18 protein-coding genes, 1 tRNA gene and 2 pseudogenes are annotated in these 20,694 nt (G+C 58.7%); 7 read left to right on the top strand and 14 right to left on the bottom strand.

The window, feature by feature from the left end; genetic code table 11:
- Together ACR0J8_RS21970 and ACR0J8_RS21965 are read left to right on the top strand one after the other, a co-directional pair.
- Positions 1–1,356, top strand: a complete 1,356-nt coding sequence (locus tag ACR0J8_RS21970; protein ID WP_480527225.1) for an amino acid ABC transporter permease — start codon at positions 1–3, stop codon at positions 1,354–1,356.
- Positions 1,357–1,368: 12 nt separating this feature from the next.
- Positions 1,369–2,160, top strand: a complete 792-nt coding sequence (locus ACR0J8_RS21965; RefSeq protein ID WP_170613728.1) for an amino acid ABC transporter ATP-binding protein — start codon at positions 1,369–1,371, stop codon at positions 2,158–2,160.
- 46 nt (positions 2,161–2,206) lie between these two features.
- Here ACR0J8_RS21965 and ACR0J8_RS21960 read toward each other — a convergent pair whose 3' ends face one another.
- The 13 genes and pseudogenes from ACR0J8_RS21960 to rpmH form a co-directional block, all read right to left on the bottom strand.
- Complete coding sequence (locus ACR0J8_RS21960) at positions 2,207–2,704, bottom strand: SixA phosphatase family protein (protein WP_480527223.1); 498 nt, start codon at positions 2,702–2,704, stop codon at positions 2,207–2,209.
- Entirely contained in the window at positions 2,701–3,384 is a 684-nt protein-coding gene (locus ACR0J8_RS21955; RefSeq protein WP_480892329.1) for a ferredoxin, read from the bottom strand. The genes ACR0J8_RS21960 and ACR0J8_RS21955 overlap by 4 nt, the downstream gene beginning before the upstream one ends.
- Complete coding sequence (locus ACR0J8_RS21950; protein WP_480812531.1) at positions 3,351–4,145, bottom strand: sterol desaturase family protein; 795 nt, start codon at positions 4,143–4,145, stop codon at positions 3,351–3,353. Before ACR0J8_RS21950 ends, ACR0J8_RS21955 begins: the two co-directional genes overlap by 34 nt.
- Before the next feature lie 57 nt (positions 4,146–4,202).
- Positions 4,203–5,066 carry an acetylglutamate kinase gene (argB, locus tag ACR0J8_RS21945; RefSeq protein WP_170613723.1) on the bottom strand — a complete coding sequence of 288 codons (864 nt, stop codon included), beginning with the start codon at positions 5,064–5,066 and terminating at the stop codon, positions 4,203–4,205.
- Between the two features lie 60 nt (positions 5,067–5,126).
- Entirely contained in the window at positions 5,127–5,780 is a 654-nt protein-coding gene (yihA, locus tag ACR0J8_RS21940; protein WP_170619183.1) for a ribosome biogenesis GTP-binding protein YihA/YsxC, read from the bottom strand.
- Positions 5,777–6,514 (bottom strand): MOSC domain-containing protein, encoded by a 738-nt coding sequence (locus ACR0J8_RS21935; RefSeq protein ID WP_170613719.1) that lies wholly within the window; start codon positions 6,512–6,514, stop codon positions 5,777–5,779. The genes yihA and ACR0J8_RS21935 overlap by 4 nt, the downstream gene beginning before the upstream one ends.
- Positions 6,511–8,340, bottom strand: coding sequence for a membrane protein insertase YidC (yidC, locus tag ACR0J8_RS21930; RefSeq protein ID WP_480527215.1), 1,830 nt, complete (start codon positions 8,338–8,340; stop codon positions 6,511–6,513). Before yidC ends, ACR0J8_RS21935 begins: the two co-directional genes overlap by 4 nt.
- Positions 8,341–8,466: 126 nt before the next feature.
- A pseudogene (locus ACR0J8_RS21925) lies at positions 8,467–9,777 on the bottom strand (EAL domain-containing protein).
- A gap of 301 nt (positions 9,778–10,078) precedes the next feature.
- A complete protein-coding gene (gene ttcA / locus ACR0J8_RS21920; protein ID WP_170613714.1) occupies positions 10,079–10,972 on the bottom strand; it encodes a tRNA 2-thiocytidine(32) synthetase TtcA in 894 nt (297 codons plus the stop codon).
- A 44-nt stretch (positions 10,973–11,016) separates the two neighbouring features.
- Entirely contained in the window at positions 11,017–12,633 is a 1,617-nt protein-coding gene (locus tag ACR0J8_RS21915) for an acyl-CoA dehydrogenase family protein (RefSeq protein ID WP_480892324.1), read from the bottom strand.
- A gap of 70 nt (positions 12,634–12,703) precedes the next feature.
- Positions 12,704–12,949 carry a membrane protein insertion efficiency factor YidD gene (gene yidD / locus ACR0J8_RS21910; RefSeq protein ID WP_170613710.1) on the bottom strand — a complete coding sequence of 82 codons (246 nt, stop codon included), beginning with the start codon at positions 12,947–12,949 and terminating at the stop codon, positions 12,704–12,706.
- Positions 12,946–13,372: pseudogene (gene rnpA, locus ACR0J8_RS21905) on the bottom strand (ribonuclease P protein component). Before rnpA ends, yidD begins: the two are co-directional and overlap by 4 nt.
- Before the next feature lie 26 nt (positions 13,373–13,398).
- Positions 13,399–13,533, bottom strand: coding sequence for a 50S ribosomal protein L34 (gene rpmH / locus ACR0J8_RS21900; RefSeq protein ID WP_005980833.1), 135 nt, complete (start codon positions 13,531–13,533; stop codon positions 13,399–13,401).
- Between the two features lie 296 nt (positions 13,534–13,829).
- Between rpmH and ACR0J8_RS21895 the strand changes: the two genes are divergently transcribed.
- The 4 genes from ACR0J8_RS21895 to ACR0J8_RS21880 all read left to right on the top strand — a co-directional run bounded on the left by ACR0J8_RS21895 (position 13,830) and on the right by ACR0J8_RS21880 (position 17,525).
- Positions 13,830–14,561 carry a TVP38/TMEM64 family protein gene (locus ACR0J8_RS21895; protein WP_480527212.1) on the top strand — a complete coding sequence of 244 codons (732 nt, stop codon included), beginning with the start codon at positions 13,830–13,832 and terminating at the stop codon, positions 14,559–14,561.
- 3 nt (positions 14,562–14,564) lie between these two features.
- Positions 14,565–15,983, top strand: coding sequence for a dihydrolipoyl dehydrogenase family protein (locus ACR0J8_RS21890; protein ID WP_480527211.1), 1,419 nt, complete (start codon positions 14,565–14,567; stop codon positions 15,981–15,983).
- A 15-nt stretch (positions 15,984–15,998) separates the two neighbouring features.
- Positions 15,999–17,384, top strand: coding sequence for a sensor histidine kinase (locus ACR0J8_RS21885; protein ID WP_480527249.1), 1,386 nt, complete (start codon positions 15,999–16,001; stop codon positions 17,382–17,384).
- 64 nt (positions 17,385–17,448) lie between these two features.
- Positions 17,449–17,525: transfer RNA gene (locus ACR0J8_RS21880), tRNA-Arg, on the top strand.
- 539 nt (positions 17,526–18,064) lie between these two features.
- On the opposite strand, the gene ACR0J8_RS21875 is transcribed toward ACR0J8_RS21880, so the two are convergent.
- Positions 18,065–19,087 carry an AraC family transcriptional regulator gene (locus ACR0J8_RS21875; protein ID WP_480892320.1) on the bottom strand — a complete coding sequence of 341 codons (1,023 nt, stop codon included), beginning with the start codon at positions 19,085–19,087 and terminating at the stop codon, positions 18,065–18,067.
- A 92-nt stretch (positions 19,088–19,179) separates the two neighbouring features.
- Between ACR0J8_RS21875 and ACR0J8_RS21870 the strand changes: the two genes are divergently transcribed.
- Entirely contained in the window at positions 19,180–20,691 is a 1,512-nt protein-coding gene (locus tag ACR0J8_RS21870) for a DUF1214 domain-containing protein (RefSeq protein ID WP_217354419.1), read from the top strand.
- Positions 20,692–20,694: the final 3 nt, after the last annotated feature.

The following is a 20,694-nucleotide window of genomic DNA, read 5'->3' as shown; positions in this document are numbered from 1 at the left end:
ATGAGTGATGTTTCATTTGTCCGCACGGAAATGTTGCCGGAACAGGCACCACCCGCATCCGAGGTCGGTGTGCTGGGATGGATCAGGCATAACCTGTTCTCAAGCTGGCTGAACGCAATCCTGACGCTCATCTCGCTGTATTTCATCTACTATGTGCTCTCCAACATTCTGTCCTGGACGTTCGAATCCGTTTGGAACGCCAATTCCCTGTCGGAATGTCGTGAGATCATGATGGCGACCTGGGGCGATACTCATGGTCATGCCTGCTGGGGTGTTATCAAGGACCGTTGGCTGCAATTGCTGTACGGTTTTTATCCACCTTATCCGGCGCATCCGGACGCAACGTGGTCAAATCCGCCTGAATCGGGCGGCTGGCCGGCCTATTTCCGGCCGAACCTGACCTTCATCCTATTGTTGGTTGCGATTGCGCCGGTGTTGTTCACCAAAGTGCCGCGCAAGCTGTTGATCGTGACGGCGGCTTATCCGTTCCTGCTGCCTTGGCTGATGTGGGGCGGGTCGATCTGGGGACCGCTGATGGTCGCTGCCGGGTTCGCAATCGGTTATTTCGCCTACAAGGTTGTGCTTCCAATGGCAGGGTCCCTGACGGCGTTAATCCTTGCAGTCGCGCTGCCCATTCTGTGGTGGTTTTTTGCTGCTGCCGCAGTTGCTGACGCGGTCGACTCTGTCATTCCAATTGGTATAGCGACTGTCGAAAGCCGTGACTTTGGCGGTTTCATGCTGGCGATCCTGCTGGGTGTTGTGGCCATTGGCGTCTCGCTTCCCATCGGCATCGTGCTGGCGCTCGGTCGTCAGTCTGATCTGATGATCGTCAAATACCTCTGCGTTGGCTTTATCGAGTTCATTCGGGGCGTGCCGCTGATCACCCTGCTGTTCGTGGCCTCGCTGCTGCTGAACCTGTTCCTGCCGCCGGGGACCAACTTTGACATCATCCTGAGGGTGATGATCATGATGACCCTGTTCTCGGCCGCTTATATGGCCGAGGTGATCCGGGGTGGTCTGGCGGCGCTGCCGCGGGGTCAGTACGAAGGGGCTGACAGTCTTGGACTGAACTACTGGCAGGCGCAGCGGCTGATCATCATGCCGCAGGCGCTGAAAATCTCGATCCCGGGCATTGTGAGCACGTTCATCGGTATCTTCAAGGATACGACACTGGTTTCGATCATCGGTCTGTTCGACGTGATCGGTCTGACCAACGGCATCCGCGCCGATACCGCCTGGAACGGCGTCTACTGGGAACTGTTTGCCTTTATCGGCGTTCTGTTCTTCGTCGTCTGCTTCTCCATGTCCCGTTATTCCATGTATCTGGAGCGCAAGCTTCAGACTGGCCATCGTTAAGGAGTTCAACACATGTCTGAACTTGCAATTGATCGTGAAATCGATCGCTCGAAAATGCAGGTGAGCGACGAGGTCGCCATCGAAATCACCAACATGAACAAATGGTATGGGGCCTTCCACGTGCTGCGCGACATCAATCTGACCGTCAATCAGGGCGAGCGGATCGTGATCGCGGGGCCTTCGGGGTCGGGCAAATCCACCTTGATCCGCTGCCTGAACGCACTGGAGGAACACCAGCAGGGCAAGATCGTTGTGGATGGAACCGTTCTGTCGAATGACCTCAAGAACATCGACAAGATCCGGTCCGAGGTTGGCATGGTGTTCCAGCACTTCAACCTGTTCCCGCACCTGACCATTCTGGAAAACTGCACGCTGGCCCCGATCTGGGTGCGCAAGACGCCCAAGAAAGAGGCTGAAGAGCGCGCGATGCATTTCCTGGAAAAGGTCAAGATTCCGGAACAGGCCGACAAGTATCCCGGCCAGCTGTCCGGTGGACAGCAGCAGCGTGTGGCGATTGCCCGCTCGTTGTGCATGATGCCTCGGATCATGTTGTTCGATGAACCGACATCGGCGCTGGACCCCGAGATGATCAAAGAGGTGCTCGACACCATGATCGAGCTGGCCGAAGAAGGCATGACCATGCTGTGTGTGACCCACGAGATGGGCTTTGCCCGTCAGGTCGCCAACCGCGTGATCTTTATGGATGCCGGCCAGATCGTGGAACAGAACGAACCGGAAGAGTTCTTCAACAACCCCAAAAGCGAGCGGACCAAGCTGTTCCTCAGCCAGATTCTGGGGCACTGAACCTGCAATTAAATCCGGAAAAAGGCGGGGTCTGGCCCCGCCTTTTTCAGTTCAAAAGTTCGCGTGGGATTGCGAAGCCCAGGACCTTGCCGCTGTGCCGCTGCAAGCCTCTCCAGGTGTTGATGTCAAATCGAATAACCGTCGTCGCGCAGGTGGGATAGTCGTAGAACCGCACATGGTCCGGTGGGTATTTCACAATCTGATCCGCAAAGGCGGCAATACCGGGATTATGACCCAGCAACAGTACGGTGCGTCCGGTCGCCTGTTGCAATACCTTCATCATTTCAGCGGGATCGGCCAGATACAGGTCGCGGGTGAAGGTTGTCCTGGCAGTAGTCAGCCCCATCCTGTCCCAGGTTTCGCGGGTCCGGGTGGCCGAAGAACTCAGAACTTCATCTGGAAGCCATGCGTTCCGTGACAGCCATTTTCCGATGGCCGGGGCTGACTTGCGCCCGCGCTTGTTCAGCGGGCGATCATGGTCGTTGCTCAGCGGATTGTCCCAACTGGACTTCGCGTGGCGGGTCAGGATCAGGGTGCGGGTCATGATGGGTGAAAGGCCTTCATATGATGCGCAGATTGTTCTGCCAGTCGCCCGGCACCCGCACTTAGCGGGCAGGCAAGTCGCGCGAGACAACCGCCAGCCATGCAGGTCCGGCCTTCCGGCGTGGTCAGATGTGCATGGCAGGTGTCGACGTCGTAAAAGCTGTGGGTCGACAAAGCGCCAACCGGGCAGGCCGACGTGCAGGGGGCATGGCAGGTGGCGCAGGGGCTTGGTCCTTCGGCGGCAGGTATCGGGAACTCATCGGCAAAATGCAGCGCACCGCGGAACGAGATCATCATGCCAACAGTGTCATGCACCAATGCGCCAACCGGACTTTGAAACGTGCGCCCGGACTTCAGCGCCCAGTCGATGAAGGGTGTGTAGGGCGGCCCGCCGAACGGATAGTATGGCGTGGCACCCAGTGCGCCAGCCATCGCGCCGACAACCCGCAAGGACCATCTGTCGACTGGGTCCGCCTGCCCATCCACCCATTCGGGCGACGCCTTCAAAACCGGCCAGAATGTCTGCGCTGCACCCAGCAGGATCAGGGTGCCGCCATCCAGCTGCTTGGCGCCGCTATGCCGGGGGTGCTGCGCACCCATCACGACCAGGCCCGACCGATCAGCGGCTGCTCTCACGTCGGAGTATGTCACTTGCGCCGAAACGGCAGTGTCAAGCTCCATCCCAGCCGGGTTGGTTGTTCGTCCCGCCATTGCAGTCCCACCTTCATCCTGTCATGCCCGTCACCTGGCTGCGCCACATAGGTGCCCATCAATCGATCCCAGACCGACAGCGCAAAGCCGTAATTGCTGTCATGTTCTTCCCTGTGCACCGAATGGTGAACCCGGTGCATGTCAGGCGTCACAAGAACCCTACGCAACACCGCGTCCACGGCAAGGGGGAGTTTGATGTTGGAGTGATTGAACAGCGCGGTTCCGTTCAACAGAACCTCGAACAGAACAACGGCAAGTGCACTGGGACCCAATGCATAAACCAGCGCTATTTTCAGTATCATGGACAGTGCGATTTCGATGGGATGAAATCGCACGGCGGTTGTTACATCCATGTCCCTGTCCGCGTGATGCACCCTGTGCAGCCGCCAGAGGATCGGCACCTTGTGCGTCACCAGATGCTGCAGCCAGATTGCATAGTCCAGAATCAGCACGCTCAGAAGAATTTCCAGCCATCCGGGCCAGGCGGTCCTGTTGAAAAGCCCAATCCCGTGATGACTGGCGTCCACCGCCGCCCCAACGGCCAGCAACGGGACCCAGATTGCCATAACCCTCAGTGTCAGGGTGTTGAGAAGCGTTATGGCAAGATTGGTTTGCCAGCGCCGTCGTTTCGAGCAATCTAGCGAACGTCTGGGTGCAAATGTTTCGGCAATTGCGAAAACCGCAAAAAGCCCAAGGAAAATTCCCAGCCGAATAATGGATTCGTGCTCCATATATTCACATTCAGGCATATTAAAGCCCGAGACAAGACCGGGAAATTCACATAGGCGTCAGTCCGGCCGGATCAGAGAGCCCGCACCGTGTTCGGTGAACAATTCCAGCAATACGGCATTTGGGGCACGGCCATCCAGGATGACAACCGCCCGAACGCCACTGTGCAGCGCGTCCAGAGCGGTTTCCGTTTTTGGGATCATGCCGCCGGCAATCGTGCCTTCGCGGGTCATCTCGCGGATCTGTCCGGCTTTGAGTTCGGTTACCACCTCTCCGGCTGCATTCTTGACGCCGGATACATCGGTCAGCAGCAACAGTCGATCCGCCTTCAGGGCCGACGCGATGGCTCCGGCAGCGGTATCGCCGTTCACGTTGAAGGTTTCACCGTCTTTGCCTGCTCCGAGCGGCGCAATCACGGGGATTACATCATGCGAGAAAAGATCATGCAGCAGTTTGGGATTCATCTCGGATGGTGTGCCGACGAAGCCCAACGAGGAATCCGTCTGCTCGCAAACCATCAGATTGGCGTCCTTGCCGGACAGCCCGACCGCCGTTCCGCCCTGACGGTTGATGGCCTGCACGATCCGTTTGTTGACAAGGCCAGACAGCACCATCTCGACGACTTCGACCGTGGCCTTATCGGTGACCCGCTTGCCATTCACGAAATCCGACTGGATGTCCAACTGATCAAGCATCGCGTTGATCATGGGTCCGCCACCATGCACGATGACCGGGTTTACCCCGACCTGCCGCATTAGCACGACATCGCGGGCAAAGCTTTCCATCGCCTCGTCGCTGCCCATGGCGTGACCGCCCAGTTTGATCACGACGATCGCGCCGTCATACCGCTGCAGGTAGGGCAGTGCGCTATTCAGAGTGGCGGCGGTGGCAATCCAGTCCCGGTTCATGTCTCGTGTCTTCATGGCTTAGGTCCTTCTGGCGAACCGTGTTAGGGCCTTTGGACGGTGCTGCCAAGGGCGAAGCTACTCAAGATGTGCAATGATCGAGCGCAGGGTCGGTATTCCGTCCCCTTTCTCGGAGGAGGTCAGCACAATCTCGGGGTAGGCGGCAGGGTGTTTAGACAGCGCGGTGCGGACCTGATCCAGCACCTTCTCACGCTCCTTGGCCTTGACCTTGTCGGCCTTGGTCATGACGCATTGAAAGGTCACGGCGCTGGTATCCAGCAGCTTCATGATCTCGTCGTCCACAGGTTTTACTCCATGGCGCGAGTCGATCAATACAAAAGCGCGGCGCAGGGTTTGACGTCCGCTGAGGTACTGTTTCAGCAGTCGCTGCCATTTCTCGACTACTTTGACCGGCGCGTTGGCATAACCGTAACCGGGCAGGTCAACCAGATAGAGGTCGGGCCCTTGCGTGAAAAAGTTGATCTCCTGCGTGCGGCCGGGCGTGTTCGATGCGCGCGCCAATCCCTTGGTCCCGGTCAGAGCGTTGATCAGGCTGGATTTCCCCACGTTCGAGCGGCCCGCAAAACACACCTCAAGCCGGTCGGGGGCGGGCAGGCCGTCCATGGCAACCACGCCTTTGACGAATTCGGACGGGCCAGCAAACAGCTTGCGCCCGGTTTCCTGCGCAATCGCATCCGGCGCGTCCGCCATTGGAAAAGGAAGCGTGCTCATACCGGTTCTACCTTGTCGCCGACACGGATATCTCCGCCCTGGATAACTTCGGCGTAGACGCCAAAATCCTGATGATCCCAAGCGTTCAGGGCGCCCAGCGTGTCTGCATCCCGCGTGCCGGTTTCCGGGTTGGCGGTCGTGGCCAGACAGCGCGTGATACGTTCCCGAACGCGCAGAACGGCCTGACCGATGCGAATGTCGCGGTTCAGCCAGTCAAACTCTTCCCACAGGGGCAGCCCGTCGAACCAGATGTTGCCGCGCCAGCGGACAAGGGATAGATCCTGCCCCAGCTTCTGCTCGACCGCCCGGTGCGAGGCCATATTGCACAGGCTGATCGAGGGGAAGTCACTGTCGGTCATTCCCCGTCCCGGAACCCGGATAATCCGTGCCGACGCAGCCCTGTCGACGGGCATCAGCGGTTTGACCCAGTCCAGAAAATCATCCTGCTGCGTGTCGGGATCGAAGCTGATCTCGGGGCGCCGCGGGTGGTTGAGCGTCACGGTGCCGCCGTTCATCCGGGCCGATATGGCCGCCAGTTGCGGGGCTTTGGAGCAGCGGCTGAAATTGGCACAGGGCGCCCATTCCGAACCATCGGCTTTTGACGCCTCGTGTGCGACGGCCCAAACGCGATCCCCGGGCATTGTCTGCCCGGGGGTCACGGTTACATCACTCAGGCTTTCCCGCCCGTGACTTTTGATTGGATGCCGCCAGAGGCTGGTGACAGACCCGCTCATTTGTCATCCGTCTTCGGGGTCCGCTTGAACCCGGACTTGATGTTGCCGAACACGTCCGGCGTGTAGCCCTGGCTGCGCATGATCAGGTACTGCTGCGTGAACGTGATCGTGTTGTTCGCAATCCAGTAAACCACCAGGCCGCTGGCAAACCCGCCCAGCATGAACATGAAGACCCACGGCATCCAGGCAAAGATCATCGCCTGTGTCGCATCCGTTGGTGCCGGGTTCAGTTTCTGCTGCAGCCACATCGAGATACCCAGCAGCAGTGGCAAGATACCGATGAAGATCAGCGCCATCAGCGTATCAGGCTGCGGTCCGGCCCAGGGCAGCCAGCCAAAGAAGTTGAAGATCGAGGTCGGGTCCGGCGCGCTGAGGTCCTGGAACGGGCCAAACCAGGGGGCCTGACGCAGTTCAATGGTGACAAAGATCACTTTATACAGCGAAAAGAAGATCGGGATCTGCATCAGGATCGGCAAACAGCCAGCGGCCGGGTTCACCTTTTCCTTTTTGTACAGCTCCATCATGCCCTGCTGCATCTTCTGACGATCGTCGCCGGCAGCCTCTTTCAGGGCCTCCATCTGCGGCTGAAGTTCCTTCATCTTGGCCATCGAGACGTAGGACTTGAACGCCAGCGGGAACAGGATCGCTTTGATGATCAGCGTCAGGCCGATGATCGACCAGCCCATATTGCCGATCAAAACGTTGATGTTGTGCAGCAGCCAGAAAATCGGCTTGGTCAGGAAGTAAAACCAGCCCCAATCGATGCTGTCCACGAACTTCTGCACACCTTCCGCCTGATATTCGCGGATGGTTTCCCATTCCTTGGCGCCTGCAAACAGGCGGGTGGTGACTTCCTCGGTCGCGCCGGGCGCAACGGACAGGGTCGGCAGTACGGTTTCAGTTTGATAAATCTTGCGGCGCGCGTCGTATTTTGCCGCCGCCTTGAAGGCCGAACCTTCAGCCGGGATCAGGGTGGTCATCCAGTAGTGATCGGTAAAGCCGACCCAGCCACCTTCCTTGATCTGAAAGACTTCGGCTTGCGCGCGTTCATTCGGATCAATGTCGAAGTCGCGGACATCGCCATAATCGATCTCGTCCAGAACGCCGTCCGCCATGACCATGACGCCTTCGTGCAGGATAAAGAAGTTCTTCAGGCCCGGCAGGTCGCCATCCTCACCCATACCGTGGCGTGCCAGAATGCCATAGGGGGCCATGCCCACTTCGGACTGCGTGGTGTTCTCGACCGATTGCGTGACCGAGAACATGTAGTCTTCATCAACCGACACGGTGCGGCGGAAGATCAGGCCCTTACCGTTGTCCCAGACCAGTGTGACCGGGCTGTCGACGGTAAGCGTGTCGCCTTGTTCAGTCGACCAGAGCGTGTTCGGCCCGGGGACATCCGCGCCGGCAACGCCCGCCCCAGGCGCCCAGCCATACAAGGCGTAATAGGCAGAATCGGACCCGACGGGCGAAAGCAGCTCGACGATCGGGGCGCCTGCTTCGATCGAGACCTTGTAGTCTTTCAGAAACAGCTCATCGATGCGTCCGCCGGCCAGAGACATGCTGCCAGACAGGCGGGGCGTGTCGATCTGAATGCGCGGGGCCTCGGCATCGGCTTGTGCCTCTTCTGTGGCAGCAGACGTATCGCCGACGGCTGTGTCACCCGCTGCGCTCGGAGTCTGAAGCTCACTGCCCTCGGAGGCGCTGACTTCCACCTGATCCGGTGTCGGCGCCTGTTCCGGGGGTGGGAAAAGGACGAACCAGACGAGGATCACCAGAAAGCTGAGCGCGGTTGCGAGGATGAGATTCTTGTTCTGATCGTCCATCTGGGACAGCCACCTTGAGCTGGGAAACACACCGGAGGTGTTCAACAGAGTGCAGCCCCAAAGGTCAAGTGGAATCGCCCGTCAATTTGCCACCGGAAGGGATTGCGCCTTGCAAAATCCCGGATTTCATCCGGTTTGCCGTCCAATCCCGGGAACCTTGTTCACTTTTGCGCGGTGCGAAGCGATCCAGTCGAGCGTCTGCTCGAATGGCATCGGTTTGCCAATTCCGAACCCCTGCACATGATTGCAGCCAAGCTGCGCCATCAGGGCATGCTCACCCGGGGTTTCCACGCCTTCGGCCAGTGTTTCCAGGTTCAGCCGTTCCGCCATCGTCAGGATGGCACTGGCCAATTGTTGCTGACCGGGATCCCGATCGGATTTTGTCACAAAGGACCGGTCGATCTTGATCCGCGAAACATCAAAGCGCTTGATGGACGCGATCGAGGCATGACCGGTGCCGAAATCATCCAGATCGATACAGCACCCCAGCGCGGCCATTCCGGTCACATTGCGGGTGATGACGTCATCGGGCCGTTTGGCAAACACCGTTTCCAGAACTTCGACCGCAAGCCTGTCCGGAGTCAGATCAAACTGGTCCAGTTCCTATTTCAGGCGATCCATGAGCCCCGGGTCGCGGAGTTCATCGGACGAGAAATTGATACCGATCCGCGGAATCACAACGCCGGCCCGGTCCCAGGCCTGCATGGCAGTGAACGCATGGTGGCGCATCGTATGGCCCAGCCGTTCCAGCAGTTCCGCCTGTTGGGCGAAGGGTAGAAACACCTGCGGGCCCAACACACCTTTTTGCGGATGCTCCCACCGGGCCAGTGCCTCAAAACCTGTGACGCGCCCTGTGTCCGTCGAGATTTGAGGCTGAAACCAGGGGCGAATTTCATCATTGTCCAACGCTGCCTCGAAATCCTTGCGCAGGTTTGTGCGGATCCGGGACCGACGGCGCGTTTCGGCGGAATAGGCCCGAATGGTCGAAGGGCCGTTTCTTTGTGCTTCGGCAAGTGCGGCGTTCGCCGCCTCGATCCCGTCGGTTGAGTCGCCGTCGAAGTCATGAGGCATCAGGCAAAACCCGATCGAGCACGAGACGTAAAGCCCGGCACCATTCAGCATGATCGGTTCTTCGATTGCAGTCTGGATACGGCCGGACATCTGAATGCAGGATTCCAGGTCAAGATGCGGAGATGCCCCAAGACCCAAAGCGATTTTGTCTCTGCCGTCTCGGGTCACGATGTCCTGGGCCCGGATCGTGGACAAGGTCCGGCTGCAGGCCAGTTCGGCGATATGGGCGGCCGCCGCCTGCCCGTGCAGGTCTAGCAGCGACCCATAGTCATCCAGTGAAATCACGAAACAGGCCGAGCTTTCCATATTTTTCCTCGCCCCATCCAGAAGGAGCCCCAACCTGGTACGAAACACCTGATCCGGCATCATCCCGCCAGAATTGTCGCGAAATGAATTCCCAATCGCAGGCCAGATATTTGCGGCGCTTGCTCCGGCAAGGATCAGGGGCAAGCCCAATGCGACGATCAACAGCACTTGCTCTCCGCCGATCCAGAAGGCTGCAAGGCTGAGTGCCGGTATGAAGGCCAGTGCGGAAGGGCCGCTCAGGCCAGCGACAATCGTGTTGAGAACTCGTTTAAAGATCAATCGGTTCCGCATTGGTTCTGACGGCCTTCAGCTTGGACTCAGCGCGCAAGCCCAACCGTAGGAAACCAAACTGAGTCAGTCGTTAACGCAGACGCGGAATTTCGTCCGATTTTTCGTTTTTTTGACCCGGATCAAGCGAAAGATTCGCGAAATCGAACAATTTCGGGTCCAGCAGATGCGAGGGCCGCGCGTTTGTCAGGGCCCGGAACATCACCTGACGCCGGCCGGGGCTGTTCTTTTCCCACTGATCGAGAATCTGTTTCACCTGTTGGCGCTGCAAGCCGTCCTGACTGCCGCAGAGGTCACAGGGGATGATGGGATAGTTCATGGCGGTTGCGAATTTCGCGCAATCGGCCTCGGCCACATGGGCGAGGGGGCGGAAAACGAACAGGTCGCCCTCTTCATTCACAAGTTTAGGCGGCATGGTGGCCAGACGCCCGCCGTGGAAGAGGTTCATGAAGAAGGTTTCGAGGATGTCGTCACGGTGATGACCCAGTACCACGGCAGAGCAGCCCTCTTCCCGGGCGATGCGATACAGGTTGCCGCGGCGCAGGCGTGAACACAGCGCACAATAGGTGCGGCCCTGCGGAACCTTGTCCATCACGACGGAATAGGTGTCCTGATATTCGATGCGGTGCGGAACACCCATTCGTTCGAGAAACTCGGGTAGAACAGTGGCGGGAAAACCCGGCTGACCCTGATCCAGATTGCAGGCCAGAAGGTCGACCGGCAACAGTCCGCGCCATTTCAACTCGTGGAGAACCGCAAGAAGGGTATAGCTGTCCTTGCCGCCTGACAGGCAAATCAGCCAGCGGGGCGGTTTGCCATCCTTGTCATGGGCGGACGGGTCCACCATCCCGTAGTGCTCAATGGCCTCACGGGTCTGGCGCACGATGCGCTTGCGCAGCTTTTTGAACTCGGTGGTCGAGGGCGCACCAGCAAAAAGCGGGTGGATATCGTCAGCTTCGTCAAACATGGGCTGCCCCTACAGCAGTTGCGGCAACCGGGCAAGTGGGCGGGTCAGCCCAGACGCGCCAGCAGGGCGTCGGTGTCCAGTCCTGTGACCGATCCCGGGATGCGACCGCTTTCACCTGACAGACGCGTGGCAATGAAGCCGTCGGCAACCGCGCCGGGGGCATGTCGCACCAACTGCGCCGCCGCCAACAAAAGTGCTGTACGCTCGGCGAACCACCGAGCCTCTGCTTCGGGTGGCAGGTCGGGCCAACGGTCGCGATGCGCCTTCAACGCTGCGTCATAGCCCCGGTCTGCACCTCGTGCGGCGTCCAACTCGGCCTGCATTACCTCGGCAGCCAGCGGTTCTCGGATCAGGGTGCGCAGAATGTCGAGGCAGATCACGTTGCCTGACCCCTCCCAAATGCCGTTTAGCGGGGCTTCCCGATAGAGCAGGGGCAGAGGGGTATCCTCGACATAGCCCATGCCGCCCAGCACCTCCATCGCCTCGACCACGACAACCGGACAGCGCTTGTTGTTCAGGAATTTGGCCAGTGCGACGCTGATGCGGGCAAAGGCCGTGTCTTCGGGCGACTGGCCGTCGAACGCCTGCGCGACCCGCATCCCCAACGTCAGAGCGCTCTCCCAATCAAGTGCCAGGTCGGCCAGCACGGCGCGCATCAGGGGCTGGTCGATCAGACGGCGCTGAAACGCGGTTCGGTGGCTGACCCAATGATGTGCCTCGGACAGGGCGGCACGCATCAGTCCGGCCGGAGCCATGGCAGTGTCCAGACGGGTGTGGTGCACCATTTCGATAATGGTCTGAACGCCAGCGCCTTCGTCGCCCAGCTGATAGGCCAGCGCGTCGTGGTATTCGATTTCGGCAGAGGCGTTGGATCTGTTGCCCAGCTTGTCCTTCAGACGCATCAGATGGATCGCGTTGCGCTCGCCCTCCAGCCAGCGGGGAACAAGGAAACAGGTCAGCCCACCCGGCGTCTGCGCCAGCGTCAGGAAGCCGTCCGACATCGGGGCCGAGCAGAACCATTTGTGACCGCGCAGACGCCAGTGATTGCCGTCGCGGGTGGCAATGGTGGTATTGGCGCGTACGTCCGAGCCACCCTGTTTCTCAGTCATCGCCATACCCAACGTGGCGCTGGCTTTTGGGTCGATCGGACGCGTCGACGGATCATAGCTGTGCGCCATGAGTTTTGGGCGCCAGACCGAGGCGATCTGCTGATTGACCTCAAGCGCCGGGATTGCCGCGTAGGTCATGGTCATCGGGCAACAATGCCCCGGCTCGACCTGTCCCGCCAAGTAGACCATGGCTGCGTGGGTGGCGTGCCCACCAGGCTGACCGTCCCAGGCCATTGCGGCGTAACCGGCTGACTGGCTGATCTGCATCATCTGGTGGTAAGCGGGGTGAAACCGCACCTCGTCCAGACGCCGCCCGCCCTGATCGAATACCCGGAGTTCGGGCGGCTGTCGGTTGGCTTCGCGCCCCAGCTCTCGTGTCTCGGCGCGTCCAAGTGTTTCGCCCAAAGCCGCCAAAGGCGCTACGCGCGCGCCGGACACGTTCACCGTGTCTCGAAGCACCGGGTCGCAGGCCCACAGGTCAATGTCACCACGAACTTGCGGTTGGTTGTGAACGGTGTGCGTGGGCAGAGTGCGGCGTGCGTCTGGTGGCATCAGAACCTCGGGTTGGACTGATCCGAATGTTGAGCGCAGGTTCAACCGGGTCAAGTCTGACCGGGGGTCATTAAGTTCTGCTCTGCTCGTCAGGGCGTTCCGGCACGGGATCGTAGCCGTCACCGCCCCAAGGGTGGCATCGACCGATCCGTCGGGCGGCCAGCCACGCGCCCTTGATCGCACCGTGTTTTTCCAATGCTTCCAGCGCATAGGCCGAACACGTGGGCTGATAGCGGCAGTTGAACCCGACCCAGGGGCTGAAAACCAGCCGATAAGCCCTGACAGGCAGGGCAAGGATATGAGAGAACAGGGTCATTTCCGCGCACCGTGGATTTTGCGCAGCGCATAGCGTAGGTCATCCAAAAGGGCGTCAAACGGGCGCGCGGCGGTCACTTCGGCGCGACCGACCAGTACATAGTCCCACCCATCAAGCCCACTGACGGGCAGCACAGCGCGGGCGGCCTCGCGCAAACGCCGCTTGGCGCGATTGCGGGCAACGGCATTGCCGACCTTCTTTGAACAGGTAAACCCGACGCGAATTCCGGTCGCCTCGTCAGGTGCGCGTTTGCGGGCCTGTACCATCATCGAGGATGTGCCCTGTCTGCGCGCACGGGCGGCATTCAGAAAATCGGATCGTTTCGTGAGAACGGTCAGAGTTTCAGGCGCGCAAACGGACGCCGCCGGGGGCGTTTCCCCGGGCTGGTTCTTACCATCCACGAGGGGCCTCCGGCGGCGTCATGTTCATAACCTGACAGGTCGAGCGGTTTACGCGCTCAGCGACTTGCGGCCACGTGCGCGGCGCGCGTTCAGGATCTTGCGGCCGGCCTTGGTGGCCATGCGCGCGCGGAAACCGTGGCGGCGTTTGCGAACCAGGTTCGAAGGCTGATAGGTGCGTTTCATCGCTCCGTCTCCAATCTATGCGGTCGGGTGCGGCGCGGATTCGCCTGCCCGTGGTGTTCGAAGCCCGTCCTCTACTGGGTAGCGGGGGGTAAGTCAAACCCCAAGGTGGGGGTTTTGGCGGCTTTTGCAACAATTCTGTAACCCAGCCCGTGAAAAGGTTTCAAAAAGACGGGTCAGCGGCGCCAAACCCTCACATTCCCGGACAAAAACATCAAGGCAGCGTGAGGCCCCTGTTGCCGAGGCGCCATGCGGCGCATGTTGTTTGAAGAATGAAACACACGAAACCGGACAGCCACATGAGTGATGCAACTCAGGCCCCGCGCAGAGGGCTTGCGCGACATATGCCGTTGCTGGTGATTCTTACCGTTGCAGCGGTGGGGTTTTTCACACTGGGCGACTATCTGACGTTCGAAATTCTGCGCGACAACCGCGAGGCGCTTTTGGCGTGGCGTGATGCCAATTACTGGGCAATGGCCGGTGCTTTCGTGACGATTTACATCGTCATCGTGGCATTTTCTTTGCCGGGTGCGGCGGTGGCCTCGATGACGGGCGGGTTCCTGTTCGGACTGATCGCCGGAACCGTCTTCAACGTATTTGCGGCCACGGTCGGTGCATCGGTGATCTTTTGGGCCGCGCGCTGGGGGTTGGGCGAAGCCCTGACGGCCCGCCTCGAATCTTCGGAGGGCAGCATCAAAAAGCTCAAGGACAGTTTGCGCGAGAATGAAATTCCGGTTCTGTTTCTGCTGCGCCTTGTACCCGTCGTGCCGTTTTTCGTGGCCAACCTTGTGCCCGCTCTGGTCGGCGTGAAGTTCCGCAATTTTCTGATCACCACGGCGCTGGGCATTATCCCGGGAGGGATTGTGTACACGTGGATCGGCGTGGGGCTGGGCGGTGTGTTCGACCGGGGCGAGACGCCTGACGTTTCGCTGCTGTGGGAACCCTTTGTCATAGGTCCCATCATCGGCTTGTGTGTGCTGGCCGCTTTGCCGATTGTCATCAAATCCGTTCGAGGCCGAAAGGACGCCTGATACATGCAAGATCTGAAAGCCGATATCCTGGTGATCGGAGCCGGGTCAGGGGGGTTGTCCGTAGCCGCAGGGGCCAGCCAGATGGGGGCAAACGTCATCCTGCTGGAAGGCCACAAGATGGGCGGAGATTGCCTGAACTTCGGATGTGTTCCGTCCAAAGCCCTGATCGCCAGCGCAAACGCAGCCCATGCGCAGGCCCATGCCTCGGCGCTGGGCGTGGCGGACGTGGTTCCGCAGGTGGATTATGCTGCCGCCAAGGACCACGTGCGGGGCGTTATCGCCCAGATCGAACCGATGGACAGCCAGGAGCGGTTCGAGGGTTTTGGCGTCAAAGTCATCCGAGAATATGGCAGTTTTGTTTCTCCGACCCAGGTGCAGGCGGGTGGTCACCTGATCACTGCGCGGCGTGTGGTGATCGCAACGGGTTCTTCCCCTTTGGTGCCGCCGATCCCCGGGTTGGATCAGGTGCCGTATTTCACCAACGAGACCATCTTTGACCTGCGCGACAAGCCCGATCACCTTTTGATCATCGGCGGCGGGCCCATCGGCATGGAAATGGCGCAGGCCCATATTCGGCTGGGATGCAAAGTCACTGTGATCGAAGGGATGACAGCACTGGGCAAGGATGACCCCGAAGCGGCCGAGGTTGTTTTGGAGACTTTGCGCGCGGAAGGCGTGGTGATTCACGAAATGGCATTGGTCGCGCAGATCAGGGGCAACGCTGGCACGATTGAGGTAGTGACCGAGAATGGTGACGTCTTCTCGGGCTCGCATCTGTTGCTGGCGGCGGGACGCAAGGCAAACACAGACCGCCTGAACCTTGAAGCCGCCGGGATCGAACTGTCCCCTACCGGGGTCAAGGTTAACGAGGCGTTGCGGACCACCAATCGCAAGGTCTATGCCATCGGTGACGTCGCTGGTGGGCTGCAATTCACCCATGTGGCCGGATATCACGCCGGGATTGTCATCCGTTCGGCACTGTTCGGCCTGCCGTCCAAGGCGAAGACGGCGCATATCCCGTGGGCCACCTATACTGATCCGGAACTGGCGCAGGTGGGCCTGACCGAAGCGCAGGCGCATGCACACCATGGCGACAAGGTCGAGGTCGCCCGTTTTGACTATCATCACGTTGACAGGGCGATTTCCCAGCGGAAAACGAAAGGCTTCATTAAGGTCATGGTCGTAAAAGGCCGGCCCGTGGGTGTTACAATCGTGGGTCATCAGGCGGGCGAACTGATCAACTTGTGGTCGCTGGCCCTGGCCAATAATCTGAAGATGGGTCAGGTCGCCGCGATGGTGTCCCCCTATCCGACGATCGGAGAGCTTAACAAACGCGCGGCGGGCGCTTATTTCTCGCCAAGGCTGTTTGAGAATCAGGCAGTTAAACGAGTGGTCAGGTTCGTCCAGCGCTGGATCCCCTGACCGGGAAAGGAGCGCATATTGAACTCGCTGTCGGGCCGATTTCTGATCCTGACGACGGTCTTCGTGATGTTGGCCGAGGTGCTGATCTTTGTGCCATCGATTGCGCGGTTCCGCGAAGATTTCCTGCTGAACCGGCTTGAACGGGCCCAGATCGCCTCGCTGGCGTTGCTGGCTGATGACATGCTGGCCGAAGATCTGGAGGCCGAGCTTCTGGCCAATGCGGGCGTCTACAATGTGGTGTTGCGGCGTGACGAGGTGCGTCAGCTGATGCTGTCCTCACCGATCCCCGAGCCGATCACCAAGACCTACGATCTGCGCGACGCGAGCCCTTGGGTTCTGATCCGGGGCGCGATGGCCCGGCTGTTCACTCCGGAAAACGAAGTCATCCGAGTGATAGGCGAGCCGGTCAAGGGTGCCGGGCTGCTGATCGAAGTGACGATCGACAGCGCGCCGCTGCGCATGGCGATGACGGACTACGGCCTGCGAATTCTGGGGCTGTCCTTCGTGATTTCCATCATCACCGCCTTTTTCCTGTTTCTTGCGGTGCGTGTCGTTCTGGTGCGTCCGATCAAAAGCGTGGTCGGATACATGCAGCGTTATGCCAGCGCACCTGAGGATGCGCGCGGCATCATCTCGCCGGATTCCCGGGTGACGGAACTCAGGGAAGCCGAGGAGGCCCTGCAAATGTTGCAGAAGGAGCTGACGCAGGCCCTGAAACAGCGTGAACGCTTGGCTCAGTTGGGTGGGGCCGTGGCCAAGGTCAGTCACGATTTGCGCAATATCCTGACCTCGGCACAATTGTTCACGGACCGCATCGAATCCAGTGACGATCCGGTGGTTCGGCGTCTGGCCCCCAAGCTGGTGAATTCGATCACCCGTGCGGTGTCCTTATGTGAAAGCACGCTGGCTTTTGGCCGCGCCGAGGAACCGGCACCCACATTGACCATGGTCCGGTTGCGCGATGTCGGTGAAGATGTTGTGGCCAGTGAAAGGCTGGCGGTTGCCGATTCTTGCGTGGAAATTGTCAACAACCTGCCGCAGGACCTGATCGCCCGCGCCGACCCCGAGCAGATGTTCCGGGTCATGATGAATCTTGTTCGCAACGCGCGTCAGGCGCTTGTCGCCTCGGGCAAGCCCGGGAAGATCACGATAGAAGGCCGTGAAGACGACGATAGCTGGTGCGTTGAAGTCCGCGACAATGGTCCGGGCCTGCCCCCGAAAGCGCGGGAAAACCTGTTTACCCCGTTTCAGGGCGGCGTCCGCAAAGGAGGTTCGGGTTTGGGCCTCGCGATATCGCAGGAACTGGTGCGCGGACATGGCGGAGATCTGGTGCTGAAGCACACAGGTCCTGACGGAACCACCTTTGAAATAAGCCTGCCGCGCGGCGACCGGACTTTTTGAAAGTTTTTTTGAGAATCGACTTGCACGTCCCCGGACCTGGGTCTAAATACCGCCTCACCAACGCGGACCGATAGCTCAGCTGGATAGAGTACTTGACTACGAATCAAGGGGTCGGGGGTTCGAATCCTCCTCGGTCCGCCACTTTTCTTAAATATTTCAAGTGATTGCCCTTGGGCGTCTGAGAAATCTAGTGTTTTGTGCGTGTGAATCGCCACCGAGTCGCCACCATGGATTTGTGTATCAGGCCAAAAAAATGGAGTCTGGCCAACAAATCAGATGCAAGTTTGTCGAATCCCTCTTGGTTGTTCAGGTAGGTGATGCACCTCAGTGAGCGAAGGTCAAACGGGACATCGTTCATGGATTGCGTAATTAGAATAACCTCTTTGCCCAACGTGTGGGCAATACCAGCCTCATAAAACACGTTCGGATTCTTGTCCGACAAATCGCAAATTGCGACTGAAGAAGTGCAAATTAGCTCTGGGATGTCTTGAATGATATTGTGGTTGACCCAAAAGTCATCAGCACGTTTGCGCTGGTAACCCTCGGCCTCAACTGCTGCCTTCACGATCTGATACCGGTCTCAACGGCAGCTTTGACCCAGAGCAGACATTGGCGAAAAATGCGGCTATGACCGAGTTGCGGACGAAGCAGTCGGTGGTACTGGAGCGGTTTCAGAAGGTTTAGAACCTATCGCGCCCAAGAATTCGGTGCTCAGATGGCGAGACACCAGTGGCGGCCTTAAATGCACGGCTGAAGTTGTTGGCTGTCTCGTATCCAAGCGCAGTAGCAATATCGGCGATGGTGCCAGACTGCAATGAAAGTAACTCTTTCGCCCGGCTTACGCGAACATCGGTTACTATGCGACGGAATTGCGCGCCTTCTTCCTCGAGCTTCCTTTGAAGAGCGCGAACACCAAGCCCGAGTGCGCGAGCGGTTGCATCAACCGAGATTTCTTTGTGGTGGAGTTGCTGTCGGGCTATTGCGGCAACCCGACCAGCCATTGTTTCAGGTGGTCCGCCGACGCGTTCCCTCGCAACATCGTCAACCGTCACAAAACCGCGAACGCGATATTGCCTTCTGTTCTCGACCAAAAGCAATGAGCTTTCGAATTCCACACCCAACCTTGGTGCGTTCCAAACTATGGGACACCCATATGTGTCTTCGACTTCGACCGAGTTCGGTACTTTTGCAAAATCCAAGAGAACTGCCGTAGGCGTCCATTCCTTACCTAGGTACTCGCGAAAAATACTTAGGAAAACGCCGATCGCGGAAAAAGCTATATCGGCGTAAGCGGGGTGCTCCGGCATTCCGAATTTGTAGCAATAGCGCGAACGTCGGCCAGAGGCTTCCAGCCATGCACGATCAACTGATGAGTGCAAAGGCATAACCGATGTTGCGCGACGTAGCGCGTTACCCAACGTAGGCGCGGACAGGACATACTCTCCCCAAAGCCCGTAGTCTGCGACCGTTAGGTAAGGAGACCAAAGCAAGCCAATGTTTTGATGGCCCGCCAATCGAACCGCCTCCTCGACGAATGTCGCCAGCGAATGCTCGGAAATGTATCCCGACCGTTCTTCGATAAAGTGATGTGGAAGGTCAGCGACATCCATGGCCTTCGCTAATCTTTTTTCTCCAGCGACCTCATGGACAAACTGCGGCATCGCACCAAGCGCCTTCGCTGAAATCATCGGTGGCAGTGCCATTGAGTTCTCCGGAAATGCGCCTGTCGTGAAATGATACGCATCTGCGTTTCGGATGTGCAAGTCTCGCGAAAACCTCAAGGGAGTAGTCACGAATGAAACAGATGGGCACATTGTTCACAGACTTATCGACCAAGTGTTTAGTTGCGGCCATTTGCGTCGGCGGCGCCGCTGCTCAGGTCGAGGCGCAGGAATTTAACGACACGGGCGACATTCTCGCGCGCTCGGCGCAGGTTGAAGACATCGAATACAAAATAATGGTGCAGCGCGCGACGCAAACCGCGATTTGGGGCATGCCTGCTGCAGGCATGATCGACTTCCTGAAAGGTATTCGCCGAGATCTGGGCGGGGATTACAACGACATTGTGTATCTCAACAAACCGTTCGACTCCAAACACGGGTTTCTGACGGCCAATGATGTAACAGCTTACGCATGGGCGTCCATGACATCTGAGCCCGGGCCTTTGGTGATCGAAGTTCCGGCAGCAACAGACAAGGTCAATTACTTCGGTACGATTGTAAACGCCTGGGATGTCCCGATTGCCGATGTTGGTCCGGACGGGTTCGACGAAGGAGAAGGTGGTAAATATCTCATGCTGCCACCCGACTATGATGGCGACATGTCAATCGAGGAACTGACTGACGCGGGATACTTGCCGTTCGAGACAGACACTTACGAATACGGGTTTTCATTCCGCCCAAAGCTGACCAACGGCGCGACTGATGCGGACGCGGCTGAATACGCACAGACGATAAAAGTCTACTACCTGTCAGAAGCCGACAACCCACCACCGAACACCTATCATGAAGCCTCTGAGGTTCCCTACGACTCCCTGCCGTACTACAACGAAACCTTCTTTCAGGACCTAAACGACTACGTCCAGAACAACCCAATCCGTCCTCAAGACAAAGTCATGGTGAACTTTCTGAAGGATCTCGGGATTGAGAAGGGTAAGCCGTTCGAGCCAACCGAACTTCAGGTGAAGGCAATGGAGGAAGGTCTGTTGCTGGCTTATGCATCCATGCAGCATTATTTTGTGACGCCAGGCAAAGCGATGTTGCCGCTATGGGTGGACGAAAACGGCGACATGAAAAGCCAATGGCTTATCTGGGACTTTGCAGAGGGTCAGGCCGAGCTTGGGTTTCCTTACGAAACTGAAACCGAAGTGCTTGTCGATGCCCGTGCCGGCGGCAGCTACTTCTGGATTACCTATTTGCCGAAACAACTTGGCGGCGGGACGTTCTACCTAACTGGTCTGCGCGACAGCGAAGGCGAGATGTATGACCACAATCAGACTTACAAGCTGAACGTGCCAGCGGACACACCCGCCGAGGATTTCTGGTCAGTCATTGTCTATTCGATGGAGACCAAGAGTTTCATCCGCGACGTCGATCCTGTGGGACTTTCCGAGCGCGACACCGACACGATGCAAGCAAACGAAGATGGTTCTTACGACATCTACTTCGGGCCTGAAGCGCCAGAGGGCATGGAAAGCAACTGGATCCCAACCACCGAGCCCTACTTCCTCCTGTTCCGCCTCTACGGCCCTGAAGAGGGCTGGCTGGAAAGCGGCTGGATGCTCGGAGATCTCAAGAAGGTCGAGTAGCTG

It is taken from the genome of Ruegeria sp. N11 (genome assembly GCF_056531525.1).
This window is presented reverse-complemented; position numbering and strand designations above follow the sequence as displayed.